Raw genomic sequence first — 25,980 nt, 5'->3', positions numbered from 1 at the left:
GGGACTTAGCCCATGAGCCTGCGCGCTGCGCTGTCGATCCTTGCGCTTTTGCTGCTGGCCGGCTGCGTGTCGGGCGGCGCGGGCGACCCCCTGGCCAGCCGCCAGGGCAGGGCGGATGCGGGGCGTGCTTATGTGCAGCTTGGCCTGGGTTATTTGCAACAGGGTTTGACCGAGCAGGCCAAGGCGCCGCTGGGCAAGGCCCTGGCCCTGGATAGCCGTGATGCCGACGCACATGCCGCCCTGGCGCTGGTGTTCCAGGCCGAAGGTGAGCCGCCACTGGCGGAGGCGCATTTTCGCAAAGCCTTGCAGGCCCGCACGGGCGACACGCGAATTCGCAATAATTACGGCAGTTTCCTTTATGCTCAGGGGCGATTTGCCGAGGCCGAGCAGATGTTTCGCCTGGCCAGTAGCGATACCCTGTATCCTGAGCGCTCACGCGTGTACGAGAACCTGGGCCTGACCGCCCTCAAGCTCGATAGCCGCGAGGCGGCGCACGCGTATCTGCTCAAAGCGTTGCAACTCAACCAGCGGCAACCGAAAGCGTTGCTGGAAATGGCTGAGTTGTCCTACGAAAACAGGCATTATGTGCCGGCCCGGGACTACTACGATCGTTTCAGCCAGCTGAGCGACCACGATGCCCGTAGCCTGCTGCTGGGTAGCCGCCTTGCCAGGGTGTTCGACGAGCAGGGCACATTGGCCGAGCTGGGCCAGCAATTACAACGACTTTATCCCGGTACGCCGGAATATCAGCAATACCTGTCGGAGCAACGATGAACGCCGCGCATCCCGAAGTAGCAGTAGCGCCTGGCCAGAACCCCGGTGAGCTTTTGCGCCTGGCCCGTGAGAAACGGGACTGGTCTCAAGCCGAGGTGGCCCGCAAGCTCAACCTCACTGTCAGTTCGTTGAACCATGTGGAAACCGGCGCCTTCGACAAGCTGCCCGGGCATACCTTCGCCCGTGGCTATATCCGCGCCTATGCCAAGTTGATGGACCTTGACCAGGCCACCCTGGTAGAAGCCTTCGACCGCTACACCGGTACCCACGCCAAAGGCAGCGATGTGCACTCGCTGGGGCGCATCGAAGAGCCGGTACGCCTGTCGCACAACATCCTGCGCGGCGTCAGCCTGTTGTTGCTGGTGGCCGTGGTCGGCGGTGGCTTCGTCTGGTGGCAGGACCAGGGCAGCCTGCGTGGCAAGGACCTGGCCAAGATGGCCCTGGAGCACGTCGAAGTCGAAAGCGCCGACGGCACCACTCAGATTCACCCGCTTGACGAGCCTGAAGATCAGGCTGTTACCGCTGGCCAGCAGCCTGAGAGCGCGCCGCTGGCACTGGAGCAGGGCACTGCCGAACAGCCTGCCGCTACCGCCGAACAGGCCCCGGCAAGCCCGGCGCCAACGGCTGCTGCACCCGCACCCGCCCAGCAGGTGCCTGCGCAACCCGCAGCCAGCGTAGCGCCTGCTCCGGTCGCACCGGCCACCCCAGCACCGGCCGCTGTTGCGCCCGCAGCACCTGCAGCCGCCGTGGCCGCTGCCGAGCCCGCCGCAGTACCGGCAGGCAGCGCCAAGGTCGCCATCCAGTTCACCGCCGATTGCTGGACCCAGGTCTCCGATGGCAACGGCAAGGTGCTGTTCAGCGCCGTCAAGCGCAAGGGGGACAACCTCGAGCTGACCGGCAAGCCGCCGTTCGCGGTGCGCCTGGGCTTTGCCCGTGGCGCCCAGGTCAGCTACAACGGCCAGGCCGTCGATGTTGCCCCGTTCACCAGTGGCGAGACTGCTCGCCTGAAGTTGGGACAGTAAGTCATGCACGGCGAATCTCCGATCAAACGTCGCGAATCCCGCAAAATCTGGGTCGGCAATGTGCCGGTAGGTGGTGATGCACCTATCGCGGTGCAGAGCATGACCAACACCGACACCAACGATGTCGCCGCCACCGTGGCGCAAATCCAGCGCCTGGTCGATGCCGGCGTGGACATCGTGCGGGTTTCGGTGCCGGACATGGACGCGGCCGAGGCGTTTGGCAAGATCAAGCAACTGGTCAGCGTGCCGCTGGTCGCCGACATTCACTTCGACTACAAGATCGCCCTGCGCGTGGCCGAACTGGGCGTCGATTGCCTGCGTATCAACCCGGGTAACATCGGCCGCGAAGACCGTGTACGCGCCGTGGTCGATGCTGCCCGCGACCGTGGCATCCCGATCCGCATCGGCGTCAACGCCGGGTCCCTGGAAAAGGACCTGCAGAAGAAGTACGGCGAACCGACCCCGGCGGCGCTGGTGGAGTCGGCCCTACGCCACGTCGAGCACCTCGACCGCCTGGACTTCCAGGACTTCAAGGTCAGCGTCAAGGCATCCGATGTGTTCATGGCCGTCGAAGCCTACCGGCTGCTGGCCAAGCAGATCGTGCAGCCGCTGCACCTGGGCATCACCGAAGCCGGTGGCCTGCGTTCAGGGACGGTGAAATCCGCCGTCGGCCTCGGTATGCTGCTGGCCGAGGGCATTGGCGATACCATCCGTATCTCGCTTGCGGCCGACCCGGTCGAAGAAGTGAAAGTCGGCTACGACATCCTCAAGTCGCTGCACCTGCGTTCGCGTGGCATCAACTTCATCGCCTGCCCGAGCTGCTCGCGGCAGAACTTCGATGTGGTCAAGACCATGAACGAGCTGGAAGGGCGCCTGGAAGACCTGCTGGTGCCGCTGGACGTGGCGGTGATCGGTTGTGTGGTCAACGGCCCGGGTGAAGCCAAGGAAGCCCATGTAGGCTTGACCGGCGGCACGCCGAACCTGATCTACATCGACGGCAAGCCGGCGCAGAAACTGACCAATGACAACCTGGTCGATGAGCTGGAAAGGCTCATCCGTCAGAAAGCGGCCGAAAAGGTCGAAGCCGACGCGGCGCTGATCGCCCGTGGCTGACACACAGAATTCGTAAGGACTTTTCGTGAGCAAATCGCTGCAAGCCATCCGTGGCATGAACGACATCCTGCCAGAACAGTCGCCACTGTGGCGCTACTTCGAAGGCACCGTGGCCGGTCTGCTGGATACCTACGGGTACAGCCAGATCCGTACGCCGATCGTCGAGTTCACCGAGCTGTTCAAGCGCTCGATCGGTGAAGTGACCGACATCGTCGAAAAAGAGATGTACACCTTCGAGGACCGCAACGGCGATTCGCTGACCCTGCGCCCCGAAGGCACCGCCGCGTGCGTACGTGCCGTGCTGGAGCATGGCATCACCGGCAACGGCCAGGTGCAGAAACTGTGGTACATCGGCCAGATGTTCCGCCACGAGCGCCCGCAGAAGGGTCGCTACCGGCAGTTCCACCAGATTGGCGTGGAAGTGTTCAACCTGGATGGCCCGGACATCGATGCCGAGCTGATCATGCTGACCTGGCGCCTTTGGGGCCTGCTGGGCATCCAGGACGCGGTCAAGCTGGAGCTCAACAGCCTGGGTACCAGCGAAGCCCGCGCGCGCTACCGTGACGCGCTGGTCGAGTTCCTCTCGGCGCGCCTGGAGCAACTGGACGAAGACAGCCAGCGCCGCTTGAAGAGCAACCCGCTGCGCATCCTCGACAGCAAGGACCAGAACACCCAGGCGGTGCTGGTGGGTGCGCCGAAGCTGGAAGATTACCTGGACGAAGCCTCGCGCGTGCACTTCGAGGGCCTCAAGGCCCGCCTGGACGCCGCCGGCATTCCGTTCGTGATCAATACCAAGCTGGTGCGTGGCCTGGACTACTACAGCAAGACCGTATTCGAGTGGGTCACCGACAAGCTCGGCTCCCAGGGCACCGTGTGCGCCGGTGGCCGCTACGACGGCCTGGTCGAGCAGATGGGCGGCAAGCCGACCACTGGCGTCGGTTTCGCCATGGGTATCGAGCGCCTGATCCTGCTGCTGGAAACCCTGGGCAAGGTGCCGGAGTCCATCAACCGCCAGATCGACGTCTACCTGTGCGCCTTTGGCGAGCAGGCCGAGCTGGCTGGCCTGCGCCTGTCCGAAACCCTGCGCGACCGTTTGCCGGGCCTGCGCCTGGCGGTGAACGCGGGCGGTGGCAGCTTCAAGAGCCAGTTCAAGAAAGCCGACAAGAGCGGGGCGCTGTTCGCCCTGATCCTCGGTGACGAGGAACTGGCCAGGCAAGAAATCGGCTTCAAGCCCCTGCGTGGCCAGGGCGAACAACAGAACATTGCCTGGGATGCTCTGGCAGAGCACCTGGAAACTGCGATCGCGCAAGCGTAACGCGGTTCAACAAGCGAATAGGCGAAAAGGAGTATTGGGGTGTCGAGTACCGATGATGATGACCTGGCAGGGGTCAAGGACTGGTGGAACCGCAACGGCAAGCCGCTGCTGACTGGCGCATTGCTGGCAGGCGTGGTGGTGTTGGGCTGGAATACCTGGCACAAGTACCAGAACAACCAGTCGCAAGGTGCCTCGCAGCTGTATCAGGCGTTGCTTGAAACCAGCCTGACGCCGACTGGCCAGCCAGACGCCACCAAGGTTGCGGAACTGGCCGGCAAGCTCAAGAGCGAGTTTGGCGGTACCGCCTATGCCCAGTACGGCAGCCTGTTCGTGGCCAAGGTCGCGGTCGAGAGCGGCAAGCTCGACGACGCCGCTGCCGAGCTCAAAGGCGTGCTGGACAAGCCGGCCGACGTGACCCTGGGCGAGATTTCGCGCCAGCGTCTGGCCCGCGTGCTGGCCGCCCAGAACAAGGCCGAGGATGCCCTCAAGCTGCTCGACGGCGACGCCGACAAAGCCTTCCTGGCCAGCCGTGAAGAGTTGAAGGGTGACCTGCTGGTACAGCTGGGTCGCGCCGACGACGCGCACAGCGCTTACGAAAAAGCCAAGGCTGCGTTGTCCGATGAGGCGGCGGTCGGTGGCCTGCAATTGAAGCTGGATGACCTGGCTAAAGGGGACGCGTAAGTGATCGGTTGGAAACATGCAGCAGTGCTGACCCTGGCCGTACTGGCCGCCGGTTGCAGCAGCAACAGCAAGAAGGAACTGCCCCCGGCCGAGCTGACCAAGTTCACCGAGGAAGTGGTGCTGAAGAAGCAGTGGAGCCGTTCGATCGGTGACGGCCAGGGTGAGACCTACAACACCCTGGTACCGGCCATCGAAAACGACCGTATCTACGCCTCCGACGTCAATGGCGAAGTCTTCGCCCTCGACCGCATCACCGGTGACGTGGTGTGGAAGAAGGACCTGGAGCTGCAGGTTTCCGGCGCTGTCGGCGTGGGCTACGGCCTGGTCATGCTCGGCACCCTCAAGGGCGAAGTCATTGCCCTGGACTCTAGCACCGGTGAAGAGCGTTGGCGCTCGCGCGTGACCAGCGAAGTGCTGGCCCCGCCTGCCAACAACGGTGATGTGGTGGTGGTGCAGACCCAGGACGATCGCCTGATCGGCCTGGATGCCGCCACTGGCGACCGCCGCTGGATCTACGAGAACTCCCCGGCCGTACTGACCCTGCGTGGTACCGGTGCTCCGATCGCCACCAACCGCCTGGCCGTCGCCGGCCTGTCCACCGGCAAGGTGGTGGCGGTGGACATCAACAACGGTGTGCCGGTGTGGGAAAGCCGCGTGGCCATCCCGAAGGGCCGTTCCGAGCTGGACCGTGTGGTTGATATCGACGGCGGCTTGCTGCTGTCTGGTGGTACCCTGTACGTCAGCACCTACCAGGGCCGTGTAGCGGGCCTGGACCTGGAAAGCGGCCGCGAGCTGTGGCAGCGCGATGCTTCCAGCTATGTGGGCGTCGCCCAGGGCTTCGGTAACGTCTACGTCAGCGAAGCTTCGGGTACCGTGGAAGGCGTGGATGAGCGCTCTTCCAGCGCCCTGTGGAGCAACGACAGCATGGCTCGCCGCCAGCTGACCGCCCCTGAAGTGTTCAGCAGCTACGTGGCTGTGGGTGACTTTGAGGGTTACCTGCACCTGCTGAGCCAGGTGGATGGCCGCTTCGTCGGCCGTGAACGTATCGATAGCGATGGCCTGCGCGCCCGCCCACTTGTGGTCGGCGACACCATCTATGTCTTTGGCAACAGCGGCAAGCTCGAGGCACTGACCATCCGCTGAAGCTATGCTTGAAGCCTTGGCGGGCTTCAAGCCGCGGCGTAGGACACGCCGCCCAAACTCCGGCCGCTGCCTTGCAGCGGCCTTTGCATTTTCAAGAATTCGAGAGTGGAGAGCCGATGGTTCCCGTAATTGCCCTGGTGGGCCGCCCGAACGTCGGCAAATCCACCATGTTCAACCGCCTGACCAAAACCCGCGATGCCATCGTGGGTGACCTGTCGGGCCTGACCCGTGACCGCCAGTATGGTGATGCCAGCTGGCAGGGTCGTTCCTTCATCCTGATCGACACCGGCGGTATTACCGGTGACGAAGTAGGCATGGACGAAAAAATGGCCGAGCAGTCGCTCATGGCCATCGAAGAAGCCGACTATGTGCTGTTCCTGGTCGATGCCCGCGCCGGCATGACCGCCGCTGACCAGATGATTGCCGAGCACCTGCGCAAGCGCAACAAGTCGGCGATTCTGGTCGCCAACAAGATCGACAACATCGACCCCGATGTTGCCCGCGCCGAGTTCTCGCCGATGGGCATGGGCAACGCCATTCCGGTGGCGGGCTCCCAGGGCCGTGGTATCAGCGCCCTGATGGAAGCCGTGCTCGGCCACCTGCCACGTGATGCCGAGGAAGAAGCCCTCGACCAGAACGTCGCCGAAGGCGAGGAGGCTGTGCGCATTCCTGGCCCGAGCGAGAAGGATGGCATCAAGATCGCCATCATCGGCCGCCCGAACGTCGGCAAGTCGACCCTGGTCAACCGCATGCTCGGCGAAGAGCGTGTGGTGGTCTACGACGAGCCGGGTACTACCCGAGACAGTATCTACATCCCGTTCGAGCGTGATGGTGACAAGTACACCTTCATCGACACCGCCGGGGTGCGCAAGCGCGGCAAGATCCACGAGGAGGTCGAGAAGTTCTCGGTGGTCAAGACGCTGCAGGCGATCAAGGACGCCAACGTCGTCATCTTCGTCATGGACGCCCGTGAAGGGGTGGTCGACCACGACCTGAACCTGCTGGGCTTCGCCCTCGAAGCCGGCCGCGCCATCGTCATCGCGCTGAACAAGTGGGATGGCATGGAGCCGGGTGAGCGCGCCTACGTGAAGACCGAACTGGAGCGCCGGCTGTTCTTCGTCGACTTCGCCGACATCCACTTCATCTCCGCCTTGCACGGCACCGGTGTAGGCAACCTGTACAAGTCGGTGCAGGCCGCATTCACCTCGGCTGTGACCCGCTGGCCAACCAGCCGCCTGACGCAGATCCTCGAAGATGCTGTCAGCGAGCACCAGCCACCGCTGGTCAACGGCCGCCGCATCAAGCTGCGCTATGCCCACCTTGGTGGTGCCAACCCGCCGCTGATCGTGATCCACGGCAACCAGACCGAGAGCATTCCCAAGTCGTACTCGCGTTACCTGGAAAACACCTACCGCCGGGTGCTGAAGCTGGTCGGTACGCCGATCCGCATCGAGTACAAGGGTGGTGAGAACCCGTTCGAGGGCAAGAAGAACACCCTCACCGACCGCCAGGTCAACAAGAAGCGCCGCTTGATGTCGCACCACAAGAAGGCTGAGAAGAAGCGCCGCGACAAGCGCTGATTCCGCGTCAGCTTCTTCGCGGGCTTGCCCGCTCCCACAGGTCCTCCACAGATTTTGAATATTGTGCAGCACCAATGGGAGCGGGTTCACCCATGAAGAGGCCCTTTGATCCAAAGCAATCCCCCTATTGTTTCAACCTTTTTCCTGACTGCTTGATCCGCTATGCTCGGTCTCCACCCCGTGCCGGATACACCCCAGGAAAGAGGGCTCCATGATCCGCAGCAAACTGCCGAATGTCGGCACGACCATCTTCACCACCATGTCCCAGCTCGCCGTGCAGACCGGCGCGCTCAACCTGTCCCAGGGCTTCCCTGATTTCAACGGCCCGCAGGCCCTGCTCGATGCAGTGGGCCGGCATGTGGCTGCCGGGCACAACCAGTATTCGCCAATGACCGGCCTGCCGGCCTTGCGCCAGCAAGTGGCGGCGAAGGTGGCGCGACTGTATGGCGCACAGGTGGATGCCGACCAGGAAGTGACCATCACCCCCGGGGCTACCGAGGCGATCTTCTGTGCCATCCAGGCGGTGGTCCACGCCGGTGACGAGGTGATTGTCTTCGACCCGTGCTACGACAGCTACGAGCCGTCGGTGGAACTGGCCGGTGGCCGCTGTGTGCATGTGCAACTGAGCGACGGCGACTTCCGTATCGACTGGCAGAAGTTCAGTGATGCCCTGAGCCCGCGCACCCGCATGGTCATCCTCAATTCGCCGCACAACCCCAGCGGCGCTCTGATCACTCGCGAAGACCTTGAGCAGTTGGCAACGCTTATTGCCGACCGCGATATCTACCTCATCAGCGATGAGGTCTACGAGCATCTGGTTTACGACGGCGTTCACCACGCCAGCGTGCTGGCCTACGAGCAGTTGTATCAACGTGCCTTTGTGGTCAGTTCGTTCGGCAAGACCTACCACGTTACCGGCTGGAAGACCGGCTACGTAATCGCGCCCCCGGCGCTGAGCGCAGAGCTGCGCAAGGTGCACCAGTACGTCAACTTCTGTGGCGTGACGCCATTGCAATGCGCCCTGGCTGATTTCATGGCCGAGCACCCTGAGCATATCGATGAGCTGCCGGCCTTCTACCAGGCCAAGCGCGACCTGTTCTGCGGCTTGCTGGAAGGCTCGCGTTTCAACTTTACCCGTACGGCGGGCACTTATTTCCAGCTGGTGGACTACTCGCAGATCCGCCCGGACCTGAACGATGTCGACATGTCGCTATGGCTCACCCGTGAGCACGGTGTGGCGACCATCCCGGTATCGGTGTTTTACCAGCAACCCATCCCCGAGCAACGCCTGGTACGCCTGTGCTTTGCCAAACGTGAGGAGACGCTGCGTGAGGCAGCGGAACGACTATGCGCGATCTGAGCACTCTGCCCAACCTGAAAGTCGCCCTGGTGCAAACCACCCTGGCCTGGCACGACCGCGAGGCCAACTATGCACACTTCGAGGTGTTGCTGGAGCAGGTAGGGGAGGTGGACCTGGTGATCCTGCCAGAGATGTTCACCACCGGTTTTTCGATGGACTCCGAAAGCCTGGCCGAACCGGAAAATGGCCCGAGCTACAAATGGCTGAAGGCCCAGGCGAAGAAGTACAACGCGGTGATCACCGGCAGCGTGATCATCCAGGCCGCCGATGGCAGCCACCGCAACCGCCTGCTATGGGCGCGGCCGGACGGCGAGATATTGCACTACGACAAGCGCCACCTGTTCCGCATGGCCGGTGAGCACAAGCACTACACCCCCGGTGAACGCCAGGTGCAGTTCGAGCTCAAGGGTTGGCGAATTCGCCCGCTGATCTGCTACGACCTGCGGTTCCCGGTGTGGAGCCGTGACGCCCAGGACACTGACCTGCTGCTGTACACCGCCAACTGGCCGGCTGCGCGCCGCCAGCACTGGAACCGTCTGCTACCGGCGCGGGGCATCGAGAACCTGTGCTATGTGGCAGCGGTGAACCGGGTGGGCACGGACGGCAAGGGCTTTGCCTATTCGGGCGACAGCCAGGTGCTGGACTTCCAGGGCGAGAGCCTGCTCAGTGCAGGCGAGGCAGACGGGGTGTTTACCGCCGTGCTGAGTGCGTCGGAACTGGCGGCGTACAGGGCCAAGTTCCCGGCCAACCTGGATGCCGATACCTTCGATTTACACTGACAGCTTGTACCGGCCCTGTCGCCGGCAAGCCGGCTCCCACAGGTACAGCACTGGGCCCGAGGGCAGTGGGTTACCTGTGGGAGCCGGCTTGCCGGCGACAGGGCCAGCACCGGCTACATCAATGGATGATCAGTACACATCCCGCCGATACCGCCCATCCTCGATCAACTGCTGCACAGCGGCTTCACCAAGCATGCCGTTGAGCGCCGCATCCACCCCCGCAGCCATCCCTTGCAGGCTGCCGCAGACATACACACAGGCGCCATCCGCCACCCAGCGTTTGAATTCCTCGGCTTGCTGCAGCAACACATCCTGCACATACACTTTCTCGGCCTGATCCCGCGAGAACGCCAGGTCCAGGCGTGCCAGGTCGCCGCTCTGCAGCCAGCCTTGAAGCTCGTCACCACACAGCAGGTCATGCGCCCGGTTACGCTCGCCAAACAGCAGCCAGTTGCGCTGTTCGCCAGCATTCACCCGTGCGCGGATCAGGCTGCGCAGGCCGGCCAGGCCGGTGCCGTTACCGATCAGGATCATCGGTGCTGCGGTCTCCGGCAGGTGGAAGCCGCTGTTGCGCCGCAGGCGCAAGCTCAGCGTGCCGTTCAGTGGCAGGTATTCGGTGAGCCAGCCGGAGCCCAGGCCCAGGTTGCCATCGGTATGGCGCTCCTGGCGCACGATCAGCTCCAGCGCGCCGTCACTGGCGATTGAGGCGATGGAGTATTCGCGGCTGCCGATCGGCACCAGGGCGTCTACCAGCGCTTGCGGCTGCAAGCCGATCAGGTGATCACGGCGCGCCGGCAACTGGCGGCCAGCGAGGGCTTGGGCAAGTGTTTCGCCCAGGCCATTCACCTGTACCGGGGCGCTGGCGTCCAGCGCCATGCCCTTGAGGAACGCGTCGATCCGTGGCTGCCCATTGAGCGGCAGTATTTCAACCAGGTCGCCGGCTTCCCAACTGGCAGGCTCTTCAGCCAGCAGGCCAAGCAAGTACACCGGCTGGCCCTGGCTGCCCGGGTTGAGCAGTTCGCGACGCACCAGTGACCAGTTGCCAAAGCTTGGCGGCTGCCAGGCGGCCACTGGCTGGGCGCCGGTCAGTTGCGCCAGCTCCTGCTGCCACTGCTGCAGGGCGGCCTGGTCGGCGTTGTCCACTTCCACCGGGCTGAACGCGCTGCTGGCACCGCGCTCCCCCAGCCACGCCTGCAGGCGACGGGCGAAGCCGCAGAAGTGCGGGTACTGGCGGTCGCCGAGGGCGAGCAGGGCGTAGTTGAGGTTGTTCAGCGCCCAAGGCTGGCCGAGCACCTTGCGCTCGAACCCGCGGGCGCTGTCGGGTGCTTCGCCGTCGCCGAAAGTACTGACCACGAACAACGCGCGGCGGGCCTGGCGCAGGTCGTCTTCACGCAGTTCGGCCAGTGCGCGAACCTGCACCGGTAGGCCGGCTGCCTGCAACTGGCCGGCACTTTGCCAGGCCAGTTGTTCGGCAAAGCCGCTTTGGCTGGCAAAGCCGATCAGCCAGCTGTCGCCGCTGCCGGTGCCGGTGGCGACGTTGCCACGGGCTGCGCGGACTTGGCGCTTCTTGCGGCGGCGGTCGAGGTATAGCAGCCAGCCCGTGACGAAGAACAGTGGCATGGTCAAGCTGGCGATGGTGACGATGATGCGCCCCGGCAGGCCGAAGTATTCGCCCACGTGCAGCGCGTAGACGCTCTGCAGCAGCTGGGCCTTGAAGGATTTGTCGGAGTAGCGGTCGTGTCTTTTCACCTGGCCGGTTGCCGGGTCCAGTTCCAGGGTGTTGAAGGCGCGCGGGTGATCGGCGCTCTCCAGCAGGTAGAAGAGGTTGGCCGGCTGGCCGCCAACCGGTGGCAGGCGCAGGTTGTAGGCGGCAAGGCCTGGGCCTGCGGCGTCTTTGAGGTTGGCCCAGATGGCGTCGTAGTCGACCACCAGCGGCGGGGCGTTCTTGTCGACCTTCTGTGGCCCGTGACGGCCACGGCCTTCGCCGCGTTTTTGTTGCTGGCCGGCTGCCGGCGCGTCGGCCAGCAGCTTGTTCAGGCCTTCGCGGTACCACTCATAGGACCAGAACAGGCCGGTCAGGGCGAACAGAAGATAGAACAGCAGGCACCATGTACCAGCCACGGCGTGCAGGTCCCAGTTGAAGGCTCGGCCTTTCTTGGCCCAGTCGAAGGTCAGCCAGGTACGCCAGTCCAGCGCCTTGCGCGGCCAGCGCAGGTACAGGCCGGACAGGCAGAAGAACACCAGCATCAGGGTGCAGGCGCCGGTGATTTGCCGGCCGGTGTCGCCAATGGCCAGAAAACGGTGCAGGTTGAGCATGAGGTTGAAGAAGCCTTGCCCGGCCACTTCACCTTTGAGTTCGCCCGTATACGGGTCGGCATAGCGCAGCTCGCCACGGCGCTCGCCCGGTGCCGGCATGAAGAAGATGCGTGCGGCATTGCCTTCACGCACGTCCACCCACAGCATCGACACCTTGTCGTGTTGCTGGGCCTCGACCCGTTGCACCAGCTCGGCCGGCGGCAGTACGCCTTCGGCGCGCACTTCTACCTTGAGCACATCGGCATTGAACGCGCGCAGCAGTTCTTCCTGGAACGAATACAGGGCCCCGGTGATGCCCATCAAGGCCAGCACCAGGCCAGCGGTGATGCCAAAGAACCAGTGCAATTGGAACAGCGTCTTCTTCACCACATCGATCACCTTGTGTTGCTGCCGCAGACTGCGCGGCGTGCATTATGCCTTGATACGCAAAAGCCCCGCTCACTGGAATGAACGGGGCCCTTGGTTGTTGCTTTAGAAGTGGACGCTGGTGGTCAACAGTGCAGTCCGCCCGGCCGCCTGATTGGCAAAGTGGGTGGAGAAGGCCTTGTCGTAGTACACCTCGTTGGTCAGGTTCTGCACGTTCAGCTGCAGGTCGACGTTTTTGGTCAGCTTGTAGGCGGCCATGGCGTCGTAGCGTACGTAGCTGTCGACCATGGTGGTGTTGGCCACGCTGCCATACACGTCATCCACGTAGAACGCACCACCACCCACGGTCAGCTTTGGCGTGATCGAGTAGGTCGTCCACAGGCTGGCGCTGTTGTTCGGGGTGTTCGGCAACTGGTTGCCATCGTTGGCTTTGCCCAGCGGGCCGCCGTCGATCTGGCGAGCCTGCATGTAGGTGTAGCCGGCAAACACCTGCCACTTGTCGGTGATCTTGCCGCTGGCCGACAGCTCGATGCCCTGTACGCGGGTTTCGCCGACGTTTTCGTAGGTGGTGGTGTCCACCTGGACGCGGGCGTTTTCCTTCTCGGTCCGGAACAGCGCTGCGGTCAGCGACAGGCGCTGGTCGAGCAGGTCCCACTTGGTGCCGATCTCGTAGTTGGTGGTTTCCTCTGGCTCCATGTCACTGGCCAACAGGTTGCCGTTACGATCCGGGGTGCCACCCAGCGGGTTGCCTTCTGTACCTTCGCCGAGCATCGAGCCTGGTGGCGTTGCAGAAGTGGCGTAGGAAACATAGATACTGCCGTTTTCGGCCGGTTTCCACACCAGGCCCAGTTGGCCGGTTACGAACTCGCTGACATCCTTGCCTTTGGCGGTGGTGGTGCCAGCGGCGTTGTAGGTCTTGTAGTCGGTATCGAAGTGGTCGTAGCGCAGGCCCAAGTTGACCAGCCACTCGGGGGTAAGCTCCAGAGTGTCGAACACGTAGATCGCCCGGGTCTTGCTATTGGTGGTGGTGCCGGCGTAGTTGCGCGAGATGGTACCGTTCCACGGGTCATCCGGGTTCGGGTTGCTCAGTGAGGTGCAGTTGTAGCCACTGGTGGCGCCGATCATGCCGGGGGTGCAGTTGGTGTTGGCGGCGCCGCCTGGCACGGTGTCGGTGTCGACGGTGTAGGACGAACGGTCGCTCTCTTCACGGCTCAGCTCGATACCGGTGGAGAAGCTGTTTTTCAGACCACCGACGTAGAACTCGCCGAACAGGTCGGTCTGGTTGGTGGTGGTGGCGGTGTTGCCAACACGGGTGTTGGCACGGCGCCAGACGCTGCCGTTGTTAACGTTGCCCTTGCTGTCGTCAGGCTGGGTCAGGATGTAGTCCTGCATGCTGTTGCCGTGACGCAGGGTGTTCTTGATGGTCAGCGAGTCGGTCAGGTCGTGCTCGATCGCGAAGGTGGCGATGTCTACACGGCTCTTGCGGAAGTCACGGCCGGTCAGGCCATAGAAGTTGTCGCTGTCGCCGCCGTCATTCGGCTTGCTCGGGTGTGCCGAGGTGCGCCCGCCGCTGCCGTTGGTCGGGATGGTGTACGGGATGCCCGAATCCGGCAGGTCGTCGCTTTCCAGGTGGTAGTAGTCGAGGTTGACGCGCGTCGGTGTGCCCAGGCCGAAGGCCAGCGACGGGGCGATGCCCCAACGGTCGTAGTTGACCTTGTCGCGGCCGGCGACGTTGCTTTCGTGGGTCATCAGGTTCAGGCGGCCGGCAACGGTATCGCTGAACTGGTAGTTACCATCGAAGGTGTAGCGCTGGGTCTGGTCACTGCCCCAAGTCCAGGCGCCGTCCAGCGAGTTGCCCAGGTGCGCACGCTTGCTCACCAGGTTGATGGTACCGCCGGCAGCACCACGGCCACCGATGGCCGAGTTCGGGCCCTTGGCCACTTCTACCGACTCGATGGCGAAGATTTCGCGGGTTTGCGCGCCAGTGTCACGCACGCCGTCCAGGTAAGTATCGCCTTGGGCGTCGAAGCCGCGGATGAACGGGCGGTCGCCTTGCGGGTTGCCGCCTTCGCCGGCGCCGAAGGTGATGCCTGGCACGGTGCGCAGGGCGTCCTGCAGGGTCAAGGCGTTGGTGTCCTTGATCACTTGCTGCGGGATGACGGTGACCGAGCGCGGGGTGTCTACCAGCGGCGCGGTGTACTTCTGCGAGGCGGCCTTCTCGACTTTGTAATCGGTGCTGGCCTGTTCAGCCTTGCCGTTGACGCTGGTAGCGTCGAGGGTGATCGCGCTATTGGCGGCCGGGTCGGCGGCATACACCGATGTGGCGCTAAGCGCGACGCCGATGGCGGATACGATCAGGCGTGGCGAACTCACTGCAGATGGTACGTACTGGCGCATTGCTAAGGACCTTCCCCAAGGTGTTGAGGCGGCGGATCTTAATGTAAGCAATTGTGACTAACAATTGAGAGTAGTTACCATTCGTGAAGAATTTACAATCTTTACATTTGGCCTTTACGGTTTCATCAAGCTGAAACGTCTTAAGCGGCGAAAAGGCTTGTGCAGCGCAAAAGGGAATCAATATCATTGCCACCTTTACATTTCCTAACGGTGCTGTCGCCATGTTGCTTCACATCCCAGGCCTGTTTGACGCTGACGAACTGGCCCGTATCCGCGAGGCGCTGGAGCAGGCCGACTGGGCTGATGGCAAGGTGACTGCCGGTTATCAGTCGGCCAAGGCCAAACACAACCTGCAGTTGCCGGAAGGGCACCCGTTGGCCAAGGAGATCGGCACTGCGCTGATCGACCGCCTGTGGAAAACCCCGCGCTTCATGTCGGCGGCCCTGCCGCACAAGGTGTTCCCGCCGTTGATCAACTGCTACCGCGAGGGCGGCAATTTCGGCTTTCACATCGATAACGCCTTGCGTCAGCCCAAGGGCAGCCCGGAGCGGGTGCGTACCGACCTGTCATCGACGTTGTTCCTCAGCGACCCGGACAGCTACGACGGCGGTGAACTGGTGATTCAGGACACCTATGGTGAGCGGCAGGTGAAGCTGGCGGCCGGTGATCTGGTGCTGTACCCCGGTACCAGCCTGCACAAGGTCAACCCGGTGACCCGAGGCCAGCGTTACGCCGCGTTCTTCTGGACCCAGAGCCTGGTGCGCGAGGACAGCCAGCGGGCGCTGCTGTTCGAGATGGACAATGCCATCCAGCAACTGACTGCCGATGTACCCGAGCACCCCTCGTTGCTGCAGCTGACCGGCACCTACCACAACCTGCTACGCCGCTGGGCCGAGGTCTGAACCGTGTCCTATCAGTTGCGACGTGAGGAAGTGGTGGATGTGGCTGGCTTGCAGTCCATGCTAGAGGAGAGCCCCGGCAAAGCTGCCCAGGCAATCCTGGCAGCGGCGGGGCAGGGCGCGGTCGAGGCGCAGTTGCTGCTGGGGCAGATCCTGCTGGATGGGCGCGGTATCGAAGAAGATGCCACCGTGGCCCGGCGTTGGTTCGGCATCGCCGCACAGGGCGGCAGTGCCATGGCGCACAACATGCTCGGGCGTTGCCTGGAGCATGGCTGGGGCGGTGAGCCAAGCCTGACGCAGGCGGCCATTCATTATGCGCGTGCGGCCGACGCCGGGCTGGACTGGGGCCTTTACAACCTGGGCAACCTGCTGGCCACCGGGCGCGGGGTGCCGGCCAACCAGGCACAGGCGCTGCAGTGTTACGAGAAGGCTGCGCAGCTGGGGCATGCCAAGTCGATGAACCTGTATGGGCGTTACCTGGAGCAGGGCATTGCCACGGCGCCCAGCCCGGCGCGGGCGGTGCGCTGGTATCGGCGCTCGGCCGAGGCGGGGGATTTCCGTGGGATGTTCAGCCTGGGGCTGGTGCTGGTCGAGCGCGGGCAGCTGGCCGAAGCAGGGCAATGGCTGGAGCAGGCGCGGGTTGAGGGGAACATGAATTTCCTGCGTGCTGCGTTGGTAACCTTGCAGGGTGCAGGGCCGGTGTTGATGGCCTTTGCGGCGCGGTATGCCGAAGAGATCGAACGGCGCGGGGATTGAAGTTGCCTGTGCTGGCCTCTTCGCGGGCAAGCCCGCGAAGGGGCCGGTACAGCGGAGCACACATGAAAACGGGGCCTTGCGGCCCCGTTTTGCGTTACAGGTAGTAAGCCTTCAGCGGCGGGAAGCCGTTGAATTCGACTGCGCTGTAGCTGGTGGTGTAGGCACCGGTCGACAGCCAGTACAGGCGGTCACCGATGGCCAGGTTCAGCGGCAGGCCGTACTTGTAGTTTTCGTACATGATGTCGGCGCTGTCGCAGGTCGGGCCGGCGATGACGACTTCTTCGGTTTCGCCTTTCTTCTCGGTCCAGATCGGGAACTTGATGGCTTCGTCCATGGTTTCGATCAGGCCGGAGAATTTGCCCACGTCGGTGTAGATCCAGCGCTCGACGGCAGTGCGCGACTTGCGCGCAACCAGCACCACTTCGCTGACCAGGATGCCGGCGTTGGCAATCAGCGAACGGCCTGGCTCCAGGATGATTTCCGGCAGCTCGTCACCGAAGTCTTCCTTGAGGAAGCGGATGATTTCTTCGGCGTAGGTTTCCAGGCTGTTGGTACGGGTGATGTAGTTGGCCGGGAAGCCGCCACCCATGTTGATCAGCTTCAGCTCGATGCCGTCTTCTTCCTTCAGGCGCTCGAAGATCACTTTGACCTTGGCGATGGCGGCGTCCCACACACTGATGTCGCGCTGCTGCGAGCCCACGTGGAAGGAGATGCCGTAAGGCACCAGGCCCAGGTCACGGGCGAGGATCAGCAGGTCCATGGCCATGTCGGTCTGGCAGCCGAATTTACGCGACAGCGGCCAGTCGGCAGTGGTGGAGCCCTCAGTCAGGATACGCACATACACTTTCGAACCCGGTGCGGCCTTGGCGATGTTGCGCAGGTCGGCTTCCGAGTCGGTGGCGAACAGGCGCACGCCCTTCTCGTAGAAGTAGCGGATGTCCTTGGACTTCTTGATGGTGTTGCCGTAGCTGATGCGGTCGGCGCTGACACCGCGGTCCATCACCTTGTCCAGTTCGTAGATCGAGGCGATGTCGAAGCTCGAACCTTTCTCTTTGAGCAGGTCGATGATTTCGACGGCAGGGTTGGCCTTGACCGCGTAGTAGACCTTGGCGAATTCGAAACCGGCGCGCAGGTCGTCATAGGCCTGGCTGATCATCTGGGTATCGATGAGTACGAACGGGGTTTCCTGCTTGTCGGCGAACGCCTTCATTTTCTGGAAGGTGTCACGCGCGAAATAGTCTTCGACCTGGATCGACATGCTCAGGGACTCCATGGGCAAACAAAAAGAATAAGTGGCTGCAAACTGAACGTCCTCCGTATCCCCACTTTGGTTCGCCTACTCAGTACTTGAGCCGGATGGATCGTTTCCAGCATGGACGTTCGGCGCGCACTTTAGGGCGTGAAGAATGCAGAATCAACAGGCAATCCGGGCGTGATCGGCGTGGATCGACGACCAGCCATTTGAATAACCGACTCATGTGACCGGCTGATGTTCCCCGCGATGTTTCAAGCGTTAAATATTGTGGAATAGACCGTGTTGGTCCCTTTGTAGGTAAACCCGCTCCCATAGGCTTTTCGCAATTCTCGGGTGGGCGGGGTCCCCCGGGAAGGGGCCAGAGGTGTTCATATTTATGGCCACATTTTCCTGGTACCCACGTGCAGGAAATGGCCCATAAATTTTTTGTTACCGACTGGCGGATTTGCTGGTTTTGATGAGAAACATTACTATTCGCACCCTTATCCGCCTCCCTGATGACCCAGACCGTGTCCGGACACAAAGGCTTCCTCGACCATTACCATGAGCTGATCGGCACCTGGACGCGCAAACTGCGTAATCGCCAGCAGGCTGAAGACCTCACCCACGATGCCTTCGTCCGGGTACTGGAAAACCCGCGCGACCAGGTCGAGCAGCCCCGCGCCTACCTGCACCAGACCGCACGTAACATTGCCGTGGATGGCTTGCGCCGCGAAGACCGCCGCCAGGCCCTGGCGCTGGAAGCGTTCGACGAGGGCACTGGTGGCAGCGATGACCCGGAGGCCTACGTGCATGCGCTGGAATTGGCCGACAGCGTCGAGCGGGCGCTGGCCGAGTTGCCGCTCAACTGCCGGCAGGTGTTCATCTGGCAGAAGCTCGAAGGCCTGACCCAGGCCGAGATCGCCGAGCGGATGGGGTTGAGCAAGAACATGGTCGAAAAGTATATGATCCGCACGCTCCGGCATTTGCGTGAGCACCTGGATGTGTCGGCATGATGAGTCAGGAGACCTTTTCGATGAAACAGCACGGTACCGATACCGTCCGCGAGCAGGCGGCCGCATGGTTTGCCCGCGTGCAGGATGCGCCTCGGGATGCCGGGCTGCAGAAACAGTTGCGCGCCTGGTTGGCCAGCGACGAGCGTCACCGGGAGGAGTACCAGCACCTGTGCCGCGTGTGGCAGGCCGCCGACTTCATTCCACGCCAGCGCCTTGAAGCGTTGTGCCAGCCGGACCCGGTGCAGCAACTGCCGCGTCGGCGCTTCGTGCGTCAGGCCCTGGCCGCCAGTGTCGCGGTGTTGGCGTTGGGCCTGGGTTGGGGCGGCTGGCACTACCAGCAACTGAATCACCAGGGTAGCTTGCAGACCGCCTTCAATGAACGCCGCCAGGTCAAACTGCCGGATGGCTCCTTGCTGGATCTCAATGGCAGCACACAGCTGCAGGTCGACTTCAGCGCCGGCCAGCGGCATATCCGCCTAAGTGCCGGCGAGGTGATGTTCAACGTCGCCCACGACAGTGCCCGGCCGTTTGTGGTCGACACCGCCCAGGGCAGCGTGACGGTAACCGGTACCCGCTTTGACGTGCGCCAGGACCCTGTCAGCACCCGGGTGGCGGTGGAGCAGGGTTCGGTGCGTGTGCAGGGCAAGGGCGACGCGCTGGCGCAGCTTACGGCCGGCCAGGGTTCACATATAGATGCACAGGGCGGGGTGGCTGCGCCCTACGCCGTCAACACCGCTGCCGTGACAGCCTGGCGCCAGGGCAAGCTGGTGTTCGACAACGCCACCCTCGCCGAGGTGGTGGCCGAAGCCTCGCGCTATCGTAGCCAACCGCTGCGGGTCGCCCCCGGTAAAGTCGCCCAGATGCGCCTTTCGAGCACCTTCAGCACCGACGACACCGACGCACTGTTGCGGGCCTTGCCGAGCATCCTGCCGGTGGCCATCAAGGCCCATGAAGACGGCTCTCGCGAAATAATTGCGAAATAGATTCAGGTTTTTTTTCGCTCGTTCGTCTTCCTCGCCAGCTGCAACTGCCAAGCATTTCCATTTGCACGCGGTTGGCGTTTATTCCGCACTCCAGGATGTTTCGACGACGTGAACAACAACAAACCCTTCCCACGCTTCCGCGCCCTGGCGCTGGCCCTGGCGGTCAGCGCCGTGGCCGTCAACAGCCAGGCTGCTGAGGCGGGCAACACCATCCAGATCCAGGCCCAACCGCTCGCCTCGGCCCTGAATCAGCTGGGTCAGCAAACCAACCTGCAGCTGTTCTTCAGCCCCGAGCTGGTGGCCGGCAAACAGGCCCCGGCGGTGTCCGGCAACCTGGCGCCGGTGCAGGCGCTGCAACAGTTGCTGCAAGGCAGCGGGCTGACCTTCGAGATGTCCCAGGACACCGTCGTGGTAAAGCCGCTGCCGACTACCCTCGACCTGGGCAGCGGCAGCCTGGAGCTGGCGCCCACCGACATCAAGGTGGTCGGTGACTGGTTGGGCGATGCCCAGCAGAGCGTGGTGCAGAACCACCCCGGTGCGCGCACCGTGGTGCGCCGCGAGGCGATGGTGGAGAAGGGCGCTATGAACGTGCGCGACGTACTGCGCGGCATCCCGGGTGTGCAGGTGCAGGACTCCAACGGCACCGGCGGCAGCGACCTGTCGCTGAACGTGGGCGTACGCGGCCTGACCTCGCGCCTGTCGCCGCGCTCCACCGTATTGATCGACGGCATCCCCGCCGCCTTCGCGCCGTATGGCCAGCCACAGCTGTCGATGGCGCCGATCTCCTCGGGCAACCTCGACAGCATCGACGTGGTGCGTGGAGCCGGCTCGGTACGCTATGGCCCGCAGAACGTGGGAGGGGTGATCAACTTCGTCACCCGGGCGATTCCGGAAAAGGCATCAGCGGAACTGTCCACCACCCTGGAAACCTCCCAGCACGGCGGCTGGAAGCACACCGAGTCGGCTTTCGTCGGCGGCACGGCTGACAACGGCATGGGCGTGGCGCTGCTGTACACCGGGGTGAACGGCAACGGTTACCGTGAAAGCAACAATGGCAACGACATCGACGACGTCATCCTCAAGACCCACTGGGCGCCCACCGATGTCGATGAGTTCTGGCTCAACTTCCATTACTACGATGGCCGTGCCGACATGCCCGGCGGCCTGACCCAGGCCCAGTACGACAGCAACCCGTACCAGTCGCTGCGCGACTATGACTACTTCGCCGGTCGGCGCAAGGATGTGTCGTTCAAGTGGCAGCGCCAGCTTGACGATGCCACCCAGTTCGAAGTGCTGACCTACTACACCGACAGCTTCCGCGGCAGCGCCATCGCCTCGCGTGACATGAAGACCCTGTCGTCGTACCCGCGCAACTATCACACCTTCGCCATCGAGCCACGGGTGTCGCGCATCTTCTTTGCCGGCCCGACCACCCAGGAAGTCAGCGTGGGTTATCGCTACCTGAAGGAAGCGATGCGCGAACAGTCGACCCGCCTGGCGCTGATCGACAACGTGCCGACCGTGACGCCGACCTCTGACGGCCACGTGTTCCAGGACCGCAGCGGGGGTACCGAGGCCAGCGCCTACTACATCGACGACAAGATCGATGTGGGCAACTGGACCATCACCCCGGGCGTGCGCTTCGAGCACATCAATACCGACTGGCGCGACCGCCCGGTGCTGGATGCCAACAACCGCCCGGTGGCGGAGAAGAAGCGCAGCATCACCAGCAACGAGCCGCTGCCGGCGCTGAGCGTGATGTACCACATCTCCGACGCATGGAAAGTGTTTGCCAACTACGAAACCTCGTTCGGTAGCCTGCAGTACTTCCAGCTGGGCCAGGGCGGTACCGGCAACAGCACGGCCAATGGCCTGGAGCCGGAAAAGGCCAAGACCTACGAAATCGGCACGCGCTATGACAATGGTGGCTTTGCCGGCGAGCTGACGGCGTTCTACATCGACTTCGATGACGAGCTGCAGTACATCAGCAACGATGTGGGCTGGACCAACCTCGGGGCGACCAAGCACCAGGGTATCGAGGCGTCGGTGCGCTACGACCTGGCCGGGCTGGACCCGCGCCTGGAAGGGCTTTCGGTGAGCGGTGGGTACACCTTTACCCGCGCCACATATGAAGGTGAGATCCCGGGTTTCAAGGGCCGTGACTTGCCGTTCTATTCACGTCAGGTGGCCACCGCCGGCGTGCGTTACGCGGTCAACCGCTGGACCTGGAACCTGGACGCCTACGCCCAATCCAAACAGCGCGCGCCGGGGACCGGGATCAACGCCGATGGCAGCTTCAACGGCGACTACATCACCGAGCCAAGTGCGGATGGGCAGTATGGCGATATTCCGGGTTACGTGACCTGGCATGCCCGTGGCGGGTATGAATTCGGGCCCGAGATGTCCAACCTGAAGCTGGCGGCGGGGGTGAAGAACCTGTTCGACAAGCAGTACTTCACCCGCTCCAGCGACAACAATGCCGGCATCTATGTAGGTGAGCCGCGGACCTTTTATGTGCAGGCCAGCGTAGGGTTCTGACTCGAGATTGCTGGGGCGCGAAGCGCCCCCGGCTTTCTAGGAAACCACCGCGTCAGCCGGCGAAACAATGCTGGTCTTGCCCCCGCGCGATCTGCCCGAGCTCAGGTACGCCGCAATCGACTCCTGCGTCACCTCGCCCAAAAACACCTGCTCAGCGTCCAGCACCGGCAACCACGCCCGGTTGAACTCGTACATGCGCGACAGCAGGATGCGCAAATGCTCATCGTGCGAGGCCGTGGCATTGAACGGCCGCAGGAAGTCGCCACACGTCCCTTGCTGGCGGTGCATGTCACGTCGGCGTACATAGCCCAGTGCCTTGTTCTGTGCATCGGTCACCACCACGTAGCGGCGGTCGTGCTCATCCAGCAGCTCCAGTGCATCGCTCACGGGGGTCTCCGGGCTCACCGACGGCGCGTTGTCCGCTGCATCCTCGGCACGCACCAGCAGCAGGCGCTTGAGCGTGCTGTCCTGGCCAACGAAGTTGCTGACAAAGTCATCCGCCGGGTGCGCCAGCAGCGTGTCCGGGTGGTCCAGCTGCAACAGTTTGCCGGCACGGAAGATGGCAATCTTGTCGCCCAGCTTGATCGCTTCGTCGATGTCGTGGCTGACCATGATCACGGTCTTGTTCAGCGCCCGCTGCATCTCGAAGAACTCGTTCTGGATCATCTCGCGGTTGATCGGGTCGACTGCGCCGAATGGCTCGTCCATCAGCAATACCGGTGCGTCGGCGGCAAGCGCGCGGATCACGCCGATGCGCTGCTGCTGGCCACCGGACAGCTCGCGCGGGTAGCGCTGCAGGTACTGCTTGGGTTCGAGCTTGATCATGTGCATCAGCTCGCGGGCGCGTTCATGGCACTTTTGCTTGTCCCAGCCGAGCAGGCGCGGGACCACGGTGATGTTTTCTTCGATGGTCATGTTGGGGAACAGGCCGATCTGCTGTATCACATAGCCGATATGGCGGCGCAGGGTGACTTCGTCCAGCCCGGTGGTGTCCTCGCCATTGATGAACACCTGGCCCGAAGTAGGCGTGATCAGCCGGTTGATCATTTTCAGCGTGGTGCTCTTGCCGCAGCCCGAGGGGCCGAGGAACACGCAGATTTCCCCTTCGTTGACAGTGAGGCTTACCGCGTCGACGGCTTTGACGTCCTTGCCGTTGACGTTGAAGGTTTTGCTGAGGTTCTTCAGTTCGATCATGGGCGCAGTCCTTCTGGAGTCAGGGCACGTTGCAGGGTTTGCAGCAGCAGGTCGGCAATGATGGCCAGCAGGCTGACCAGTACGGCACCGACCAGCAGCATCGACATGTCGCTGCGGCTGATGGAGGTAAGAATGAGCACGCCCAGGCCGCCGGCGCCGATGGTGGCGGCAATGGTCATGACGCCGATGTTCATGACCACGGCAGTGCGCACACCGGCGAGGATCACCGGCACGGCGATGGGCAGCTCGACCATGCGCAGGCGCTGGCCGAAGGTCATGCCGATGCCGCGCGCAGCTTCACGGATACCGGGCTCTACGTTGGTCAGGGCCAGGTAGGTGTTGCGCAGGATCGGCAGCAGCGAATAGAGGAACACCGCAGTGATCGCTGGCAATGGCCCCAGCCCCTGGCCGAACTTGGAATAGAACGGCAGCAGCAGGCCGAACAGGGCAATCGACGGGATGGTCAGCAGCACCGTGGCGCTGGCTTGCAGCGGCCCGGCAACGGCCGGGAAGCGGGTCATGAGGATGCCCAGCGGCACGCCGACGAGAATGGCCAGGCTCACCGCAACGCCCACCAGCATGATGTGCTGCCAGGTCAGTTGCAGCACCTGGGCCCAGTCCAGGTGGCTGAAGGTATCGATCAGGTTCATGGCTGGCCCTCGCTGTTCAGTGGGTGCTCGCGCAGGAAGGTGGCGGCCACGGCAGTCGGGTTCTGGTGCTCCACGTCGACCTTGGCGTTGAGCTGGCGCATGGTTTCGTCATCCAGCTGCTCGGCCAGTGGCTTGAGCAGTGCGGCCAGTTGCGGGTTTGCGTCGAGCACGGCTTTGCGCACCACGGGCGCTGCGGTGTAATCGGGGAAGTAGTGCTTGTCGTCTTCCAGCAGCTTGAGGTTGAACGCACTCAGGCGGCCGTCGGTGGTGTACACCAGCCCGGCGAATACCTGGTTGTTGCGCATGGCGGTGTACACCAGGCCACCGTCCATCTGGCGGATGTTGCGCCGGTCCAGCGGCAGGCCGTACATCTCGCGCAGGCCAACGAGGCCGTCGGGGCGGTTGGCGAACTCGGTGTCCAGCGCCACCAGGTGGTTGTGCTGGCTTTCGTCACGCAGTACCTGGTTGAGGTCACTGATGGTGTTGACCTGCGGGTAGGCCTCGGCCACTTGCTTGGGCAGGCCCAGCGCGTAGGTGTTACTGAACTTCGACGGGGTCAGCCAGATCAGGTCCTTCTTTGCATCCAGCTCCTTGACCTTGGCGAAGGTGGCTTCGGCACTGGGCATGCGCTCGTCGATGTGGTTGTACGACACCAGCGAAACCCCGGTGTATTCCCACATCAGGTCGAGCTGGCCGGTCTCCTGGGCCTGCCGCGCGATGTTGCTGCCAAGGCCGCTGGTGACACGCACGTCAAAGCCATTGGCGCGCAGGTATTGCGCAGTGATTTCGGCGAGCACGGTCTGCTCGGTGAACACCCGCGCGCCGATGCGCACCAGCGGTTTTTCCACTGCCTGGGCAAATCCTGCGAACAGCAGGGCCGCGCCCAGCAGCAAGGCGATTCTCTTGTTCATACGTTCCCTATCCTTATTGGGCCAGGCCACGTTCCAGCCAGCGCTTGCTGGAGAAACTCACCGCCGCGTCCAGCACCAGTGCCAGCAGTGCGGTGCAGGCGGCACCCAGCAGCAGCTGTGGCTGGTTGTTCAGGGCGATGCCGGGGAAGATCAGGCTACCCAGGCTGTTGGCGCCGATCAGGAAGGCCAGCGGTGCGGTGCCCACGTTCAATGCCAAGGCCACACGGACACCACCGACGATGATCGGCACGGCATTCGGTAGCTCCACCTGCCAGAGCTGCTGGCGCGGGGTCATGCCGATGCCGGTGGCGGCTTCCTTGAGCGAGGCGGGGACATTTTTCAGGCCCTCGTAGGTGTTGCGCACGATGGGCAGGAGGGAGGCGAGGAACAGCGCGAAGATCGCAGGCCCGGCGCCGATGCCCAGGATACTGAGCGCGATGGCCAGAACGGCCAGGGGAGGAATGGTGTTGCCAACGTTGAAAAACTGCATGAAGCGCTCGGCTTTGTCGACCCGGTGCGGTCGACTGAGGGCAATGCCAGCCGGGATGCCCACGGCCAACGCCGCCGCCATCGAAGCCAGCACCAGAACCAGGTGCGCTTGCAGGTAGAACCCAAGATCGTCGCGGTAACGCGCGATCGTGTCGATGCCGATCCAGTGGACCAGCAGGGCCAGGATGACGAGCACGGTGGCGCATCCCAACAGCCCTTTTCCGTAGCGTTTAGCCACAGGCGGACTCCTTGTGTTGTCGGCGAGCACACTTCTTTTTTGCCGGCCAGTCCTGGCGGCGGTTGGTGTGTTCGCGAGTAGCAGCGTGACGCACGCCGAAGGCTGCGATCAGGCCATGAGCCGAACCCCGTCGGGCCCGAAAATGCTGATGAAACCAGTCCCCAACCGAAGCGGGTTGCAGGGGAATGGACGCCTCCGTGGGCGCAAAGGTTCCCATCTGAGGCGG

21 protein-coding genes are annotated in these 25,980 nt (G+C 63.2%); 14 read left to right on the top strand and 7 right to left on the bottom strand.

Going from position 1 to position 25,980, the window contains the following annotated elements; translation table 11 throughout:
- Positions 1 to 12 precede the first annotated feature (12 nt).
- The 9 genes from pilW (at position 13) to SB765_RS14175 (ending at position 9,767) form a co-directional block, all read left to right on the top strand.
- Complete coding sequence (gene pilW / locus SB765_RS14215) at positions 13 to 774, top strand: type IV pilus biogenesis/stability protein PilW (protein WP_341797618.1); 762 nt, start codon at positions 13 to 15, stop codon at positions 772 to 774.
- Positions 771 to 1,796: a RodZ domain-containing protein gene (locus SB765_RS14210; RefSeq protein ID WP_016501394.1), complete on the top strand. Its 1,026-nt coding sequence runs from the start codon at positions 771 to 773 to the stop codon at positions 1,794 to 1,796. Before pilW ends, SB765_RS14210 begins: the two co-directional genes overlap by 4 nt.
- Before the next feature lie 3 nt (positions 1,797 to 1,799).
- The gene (gene ispG / locus SB765_RS14205) at positions 1,800 to 2,909 is read left to right on the top strand and encodes a flavodoxin-dependent (E)-4-hydroxy-3-methylbut-2-enyl-diphosphate synthase (protein ID WP_016501393.1); all 1,110 of its coding nucleotides are present in this window, start codon (positions 1,800 to 1,802) and stop codon (positions 2,907 to 2,909) included.
- Positions 2,910 to 2,934: 25 nt separating this feature from the next.
- Complete coding sequence (gene hisS, locus SB765_RS14200) at positions 2,935 to 4,224, top strand: histidine--tRNA ligase (RefSeq protein ID WP_049274109.1); 1,290 nt, start codon at positions 2,935 to 2,937, stop codon at positions 4,222 to 4,224.
- A 39-nt stretch (positions 4,225 to 4,263) separates the two neighbouring features.
- Complete coding sequence (locus tag SB765_RS14195) at positions 4,264 to 4,905, top strand: tetratricopeptide repeat protein (protein ID WP_016501391.1); 642 nt, start codon at positions 4,264 to 4,266, stop codon at positions 4,903 to 4,905.
- Positions 4,906 to 6,048 (top strand): outer membrane protein assembly factor BamB, encoded by a 1,143-nt coding sequence (gene bamB / locus SB765_RS14190; RefSeq protein WP_003248513.1) that lies wholly within the window; start codon positions 4,906 to 4,908, stop codon positions 6,046 to 6,048.
- Positions 6,049 to 6,164: 116 nt separating this feature from the next.
- Positions 6,165 to 7,628: a ribosome biogenesis GTPase Der gene (gene der / locus SB765_RS14185; protein WP_016501390.1), complete on the top strand. Its 1,464-nt coding sequence runs from the start codon at positions 6,165 to 6,167 to the stop codon at positions 7,626 to 7,628.
- Between the two features lie 211 nt (positions 7,629 to 7,839).
- Entirely contained in the window at positions 7,840 to 8,988 is a 1,149-nt protein-coding gene (locus tag SB765_RS14180) for a pyridoxal phosphate-dependent aminotransferase (protein ID WP_341797621.1), read from the top strand.
- Complete coding sequence (locus SB765_RS14175; RefSeq protein WP_341797622.1) at positions 8,976 to 9,767, top strand: amidohydrolase; 792 nt, start codon at positions 8,976 to 8,978, stop codon at positions 9,765 to 9,767. The genes SB765_RS14180 and SB765_RS14175 overlap by 13 nt, the downstream gene beginning before the upstream one ends.
- A gap of 129 nt (positions 9,768 to 9,896) precedes the next feature.
- On the opposite strand, the gene SB765_RS14170 is transcribed toward SB765_RS14175, so the two are convergent.
- Both SB765_RS14170 and SB765_RS14165 read right to left on the bottom strand, forming a co-directional pair.
- Positions 9,897 to 12,452, bottom strand: a complete 2,556-nt coding sequence (locus tag SB765_RS14170; protein ID WP_341797623.1) for a sulfite reductase flavoprotein subunit alpha — start codon at positions 12,450 to 12,452, stop codon at positions 9,897 to 9,899.
- Between the two features lie 102 nt (positions 12,453 to 12,554).
- Complete coding sequence (locus SB765_RS14165; RefSeq protein WP_410931489.1) at positions 12,555 to 14,846, bottom strand: TonB-dependent receptor; 2,292 nt, start codon at positions 14,844 to 14,846, stop codon at positions 12,555 to 12,557.
- Between the two features lie 221 nt (positions 14,847 to 15,067).
- On the opposite strand from SB765_RS14165, the gene SB765_RS14160 reads away from it, so the two are divergent.
- Complete coding sequence (locus SB765_RS14160; RefSeq protein ID WP_132844052.1) at positions 15,068 to 15,748, top strand: Fe2+-dependent dioxygenase; 681 nt, start codon at positions 15,068 to 15,070, stop codon at positions 15,746 to 15,748.
- Positions 15,749 to 15,751: 3 nt separating this feature from the next.
- Positions 15,752 to 16,501, top strand: coding sequence for a tetratricopeptide repeat protein (locus SB765_RS14155; protein ID WP_341797625.1), 750 nt, complete (start codon positions 15,752 to 15,754; stop codon positions 16,499 to 16,501).
- 94 nt (positions 16,502 to 16,595) lie between these two features.
- Here the strand turns inward: SB765_RS14155 and SB765_RS14150 are convergent, their stop codons facing one another.
- A complete protein-coding gene (locus SB765_RS14150; protein ID WP_016501382.1) occupies positions 16,596 to 17,759 on the bottom strand; it encodes a type III PLP-dependent enzyme in 1,164 nt (387 codons plus the stop codon).
- A 494-nt stretch (positions 17,760 to 18,253) separates the two neighbouring features.
- On the opposite strand from SB765_RS14150, the gene SB765_RS14145 reads away from it, so the two are divergent.
- From SB765_RS14145 to SB765_RS14135, 3 genes are all read left to right on the top strand, one after another.
- Positions 18,254 to 18,751 carry a sigma-70 family RNA polymerase sigma factor gene (locus SB765_RS14145; protein WP_341797626.1) on the top strand — a complete coding sequence of 166 codons (498 nt, stop codon included), beginning with the start codon at positions 18,254 to 18,256 and terminating at the stop codon, positions 18,749 to 18,751.
- Between the two features lie 20 nt (positions 18,752 to 18,771).
- Entirely contained in the window at positions 18,772 to 19,734 is a 963-nt protein-coding gene (locus SB765_RS14140; RefSeq protein ID WP_410931488.1) for a FecR family protein, read from the top strand.
- 108 nt (positions 19,735 to 19,842) lie between these two features.
- On the top strand, positions 19,843 to 22,272 hold the full coding sequence (locus SB765_RS14135) for a TonB-dependent siderophore receptor (protein WP_341797628.1): 2,430 nt from the start codon (positions 19,843 to 19,845) through the stop codon (positions 22,270 to 22,272).
- Between the two features lie 36 nt (positions 22,273 to 22,308).
- Here SB765_RS14135 and SB765_RS14130 read toward each other — a convergent pair whose 3' ends face one another.
- Genes SB765_RS14130 through SB765_RS14115 form a run of 4 tightly spaced genes read right to left on the bottom strand, consistent with a single transcriptional unit; the run spans position 22,309 to position 25,754 of the window.
- A complete protein-coding gene (locus SB765_RS14130; RefSeq protein ID WP_341797629.1) occupies positions 22,309 to 23,466 on the bottom strand; it encodes an ABC transporter ATP-binding protein in 1,158 nt (385 codons plus the stop codon).
- Entirely contained in the window at positions 23,463 to 24,116 is a 654-nt protein-coding gene (locus tag SB765_RS14125) for an ABC transporter permease (RefSeq protein ID WP_016501377.1), read from the bottom strand. Before SB765_RS14125 ends, SB765_RS14130 begins: the two co-directional genes overlap by 4 nt.
- A complete protein-coding gene (locus tag SB765_RS14120) occupies positions 24,113 to 25,027 on the bottom strand; it encodes a glycine betaine ABC transporter substrate-binding protein (RefSeq protein WP_410910793.1) in 915 nt (304 codons plus the stop codon). Before SB765_RS14120 ends, SB765_RS14125 begins: the two co-directional genes overlap by 4 nt.
- A gap of 13 nt (positions 25,028 to 25,040) precedes the next feature.
- A complete protein-coding gene (locus tag SB765_RS14115) occupies positions 25,041 to 25,754 on the bottom strand; it encodes an ABC transporter permease (protein WP_016501375.1) in 714 nt (237 codons plus the stop codon).
- Positions 25,755 to 25,980 lie beyond the last annotated feature (226 nt).

This window comes from Pseudomonas sp. SIMBA_067 (assembly GCF_046534675.1).
GTDB classification, from domain to species: domain Bacteria; phylum Pseudomonadota; class Gammaproteobacteria; order Pseudomonadales; family Pseudomonadaceae; genus Aquipseudomonas; species Aquipseudomonas putida.
Note: the sequence above shows the minus strand (reverse complement) of the source record. Positions and strands in the feature narration are given on the sequence as shown.

What these genes read in the sequence shown, in the direction of transcription:
- SB765_RS14210 (WP_016501394.1), top strand. Translation starts at nt 771, where the DNA reads ATGAACGCCGCGCATCCCGAAGTAGCAGTAGCGCCTGGCCAGAACCCC.
- SB765_RS14120 (WP_410910793.1), bottom strand. Translation starts at nt 25,027, where the DNA reads ATGAACAAGAGAATCGCCTTGCTGCTGGGCGCGGCCCTGCTGTTCGCA.
- SB765_RS14180 (WP_341797621.1), top strand. Translation starts at nt 7,840, where the DNA reads ATGATCCGCAGCAAACTGCCGAATGTCGGCACGACCATCTTCACCACC.
- SB765_RS14145 (WP_341797626.1), top strand. Translation starts at nt 18,254, where the DNA reads ATGACCCAGACCGTGTCCGGACACAAAGGCTTCCTCGACCATTACCAT.
- SB765_RS14125 (WP_016501377.1), bottom strand. Translation starts at nt 24,116, where the DNA reads ATGAACCTGATCGATACCTTCAGCCACCTGGACTGGGCCCAGGTGCTG.
- ispG (WP_016501393.1), top strand. Translation starts at nt 1,800, where the DNA reads ATGCACGGCGAATCTCCGATCAAACGTCGCGAATCCCGCAAAATCTGG.
- SB765_RS14150 (WP_016501382.1), bottom strand. Translation starts at nt 17,759, where the DNA reads ATGTCGATCCAGGTCGAAGACTATTTCGCGCGTGACACCTTCCAGAAA.
- SB765_RS14160 (WP_132844052.1), top strand. Translation starts at nt 15,068, where the DNA reads ATGTTGCTTCACATCCCAGGCCTGTTTGACGCTGACGAACTGGCCCGT.
- SB765_RS14165 (WP_410931489.1), bottom strand. Translation starts at nt 14,846, where the DNA reads ATGCGCCAGTACGTACCATCTGCAGTGAGTTCGCCACGCCTGATCGTA.
- pilW (WP_341797618.1), top strand. Translation starts at nt 13, where the DNA reads ATGAGCCTGCGCGCTGCGCTGTCGATCCTTGCGCTTTTGCTGCTGGCC.
- SB765_RS14130 (WP_341797629.1), bottom strand. Translation starts at nt 23,466, where the DNA reads ATGATCGAACTGAAGAACCTCAGCAAAACCTTCAACGTCAACGGCAAG.
- SB765_RS14140 (WP_410931488.1), top strand. Translation starts at nt 18,772, where the DNA reads ATGAAACAGCACGGTACCGATACCGTCCGCGAGCAGGCGGCCGCATGG.
- SB765_RS14175 (WP_341797622.1), top strand. Translation starts at nt 8,976, where the DNA reads ATGCGCGATCTGAGCACTCTGCCCAACCTGAAAGTCGCCCTGGTGCAA.
- der (WP_016501390.1), top strand. Translation starts at nt 6,165, where the DNA reads ATGGTTCCCGTAATTGCCCTGGTGGGCCGCCCGAACGTCGGCAAATCC.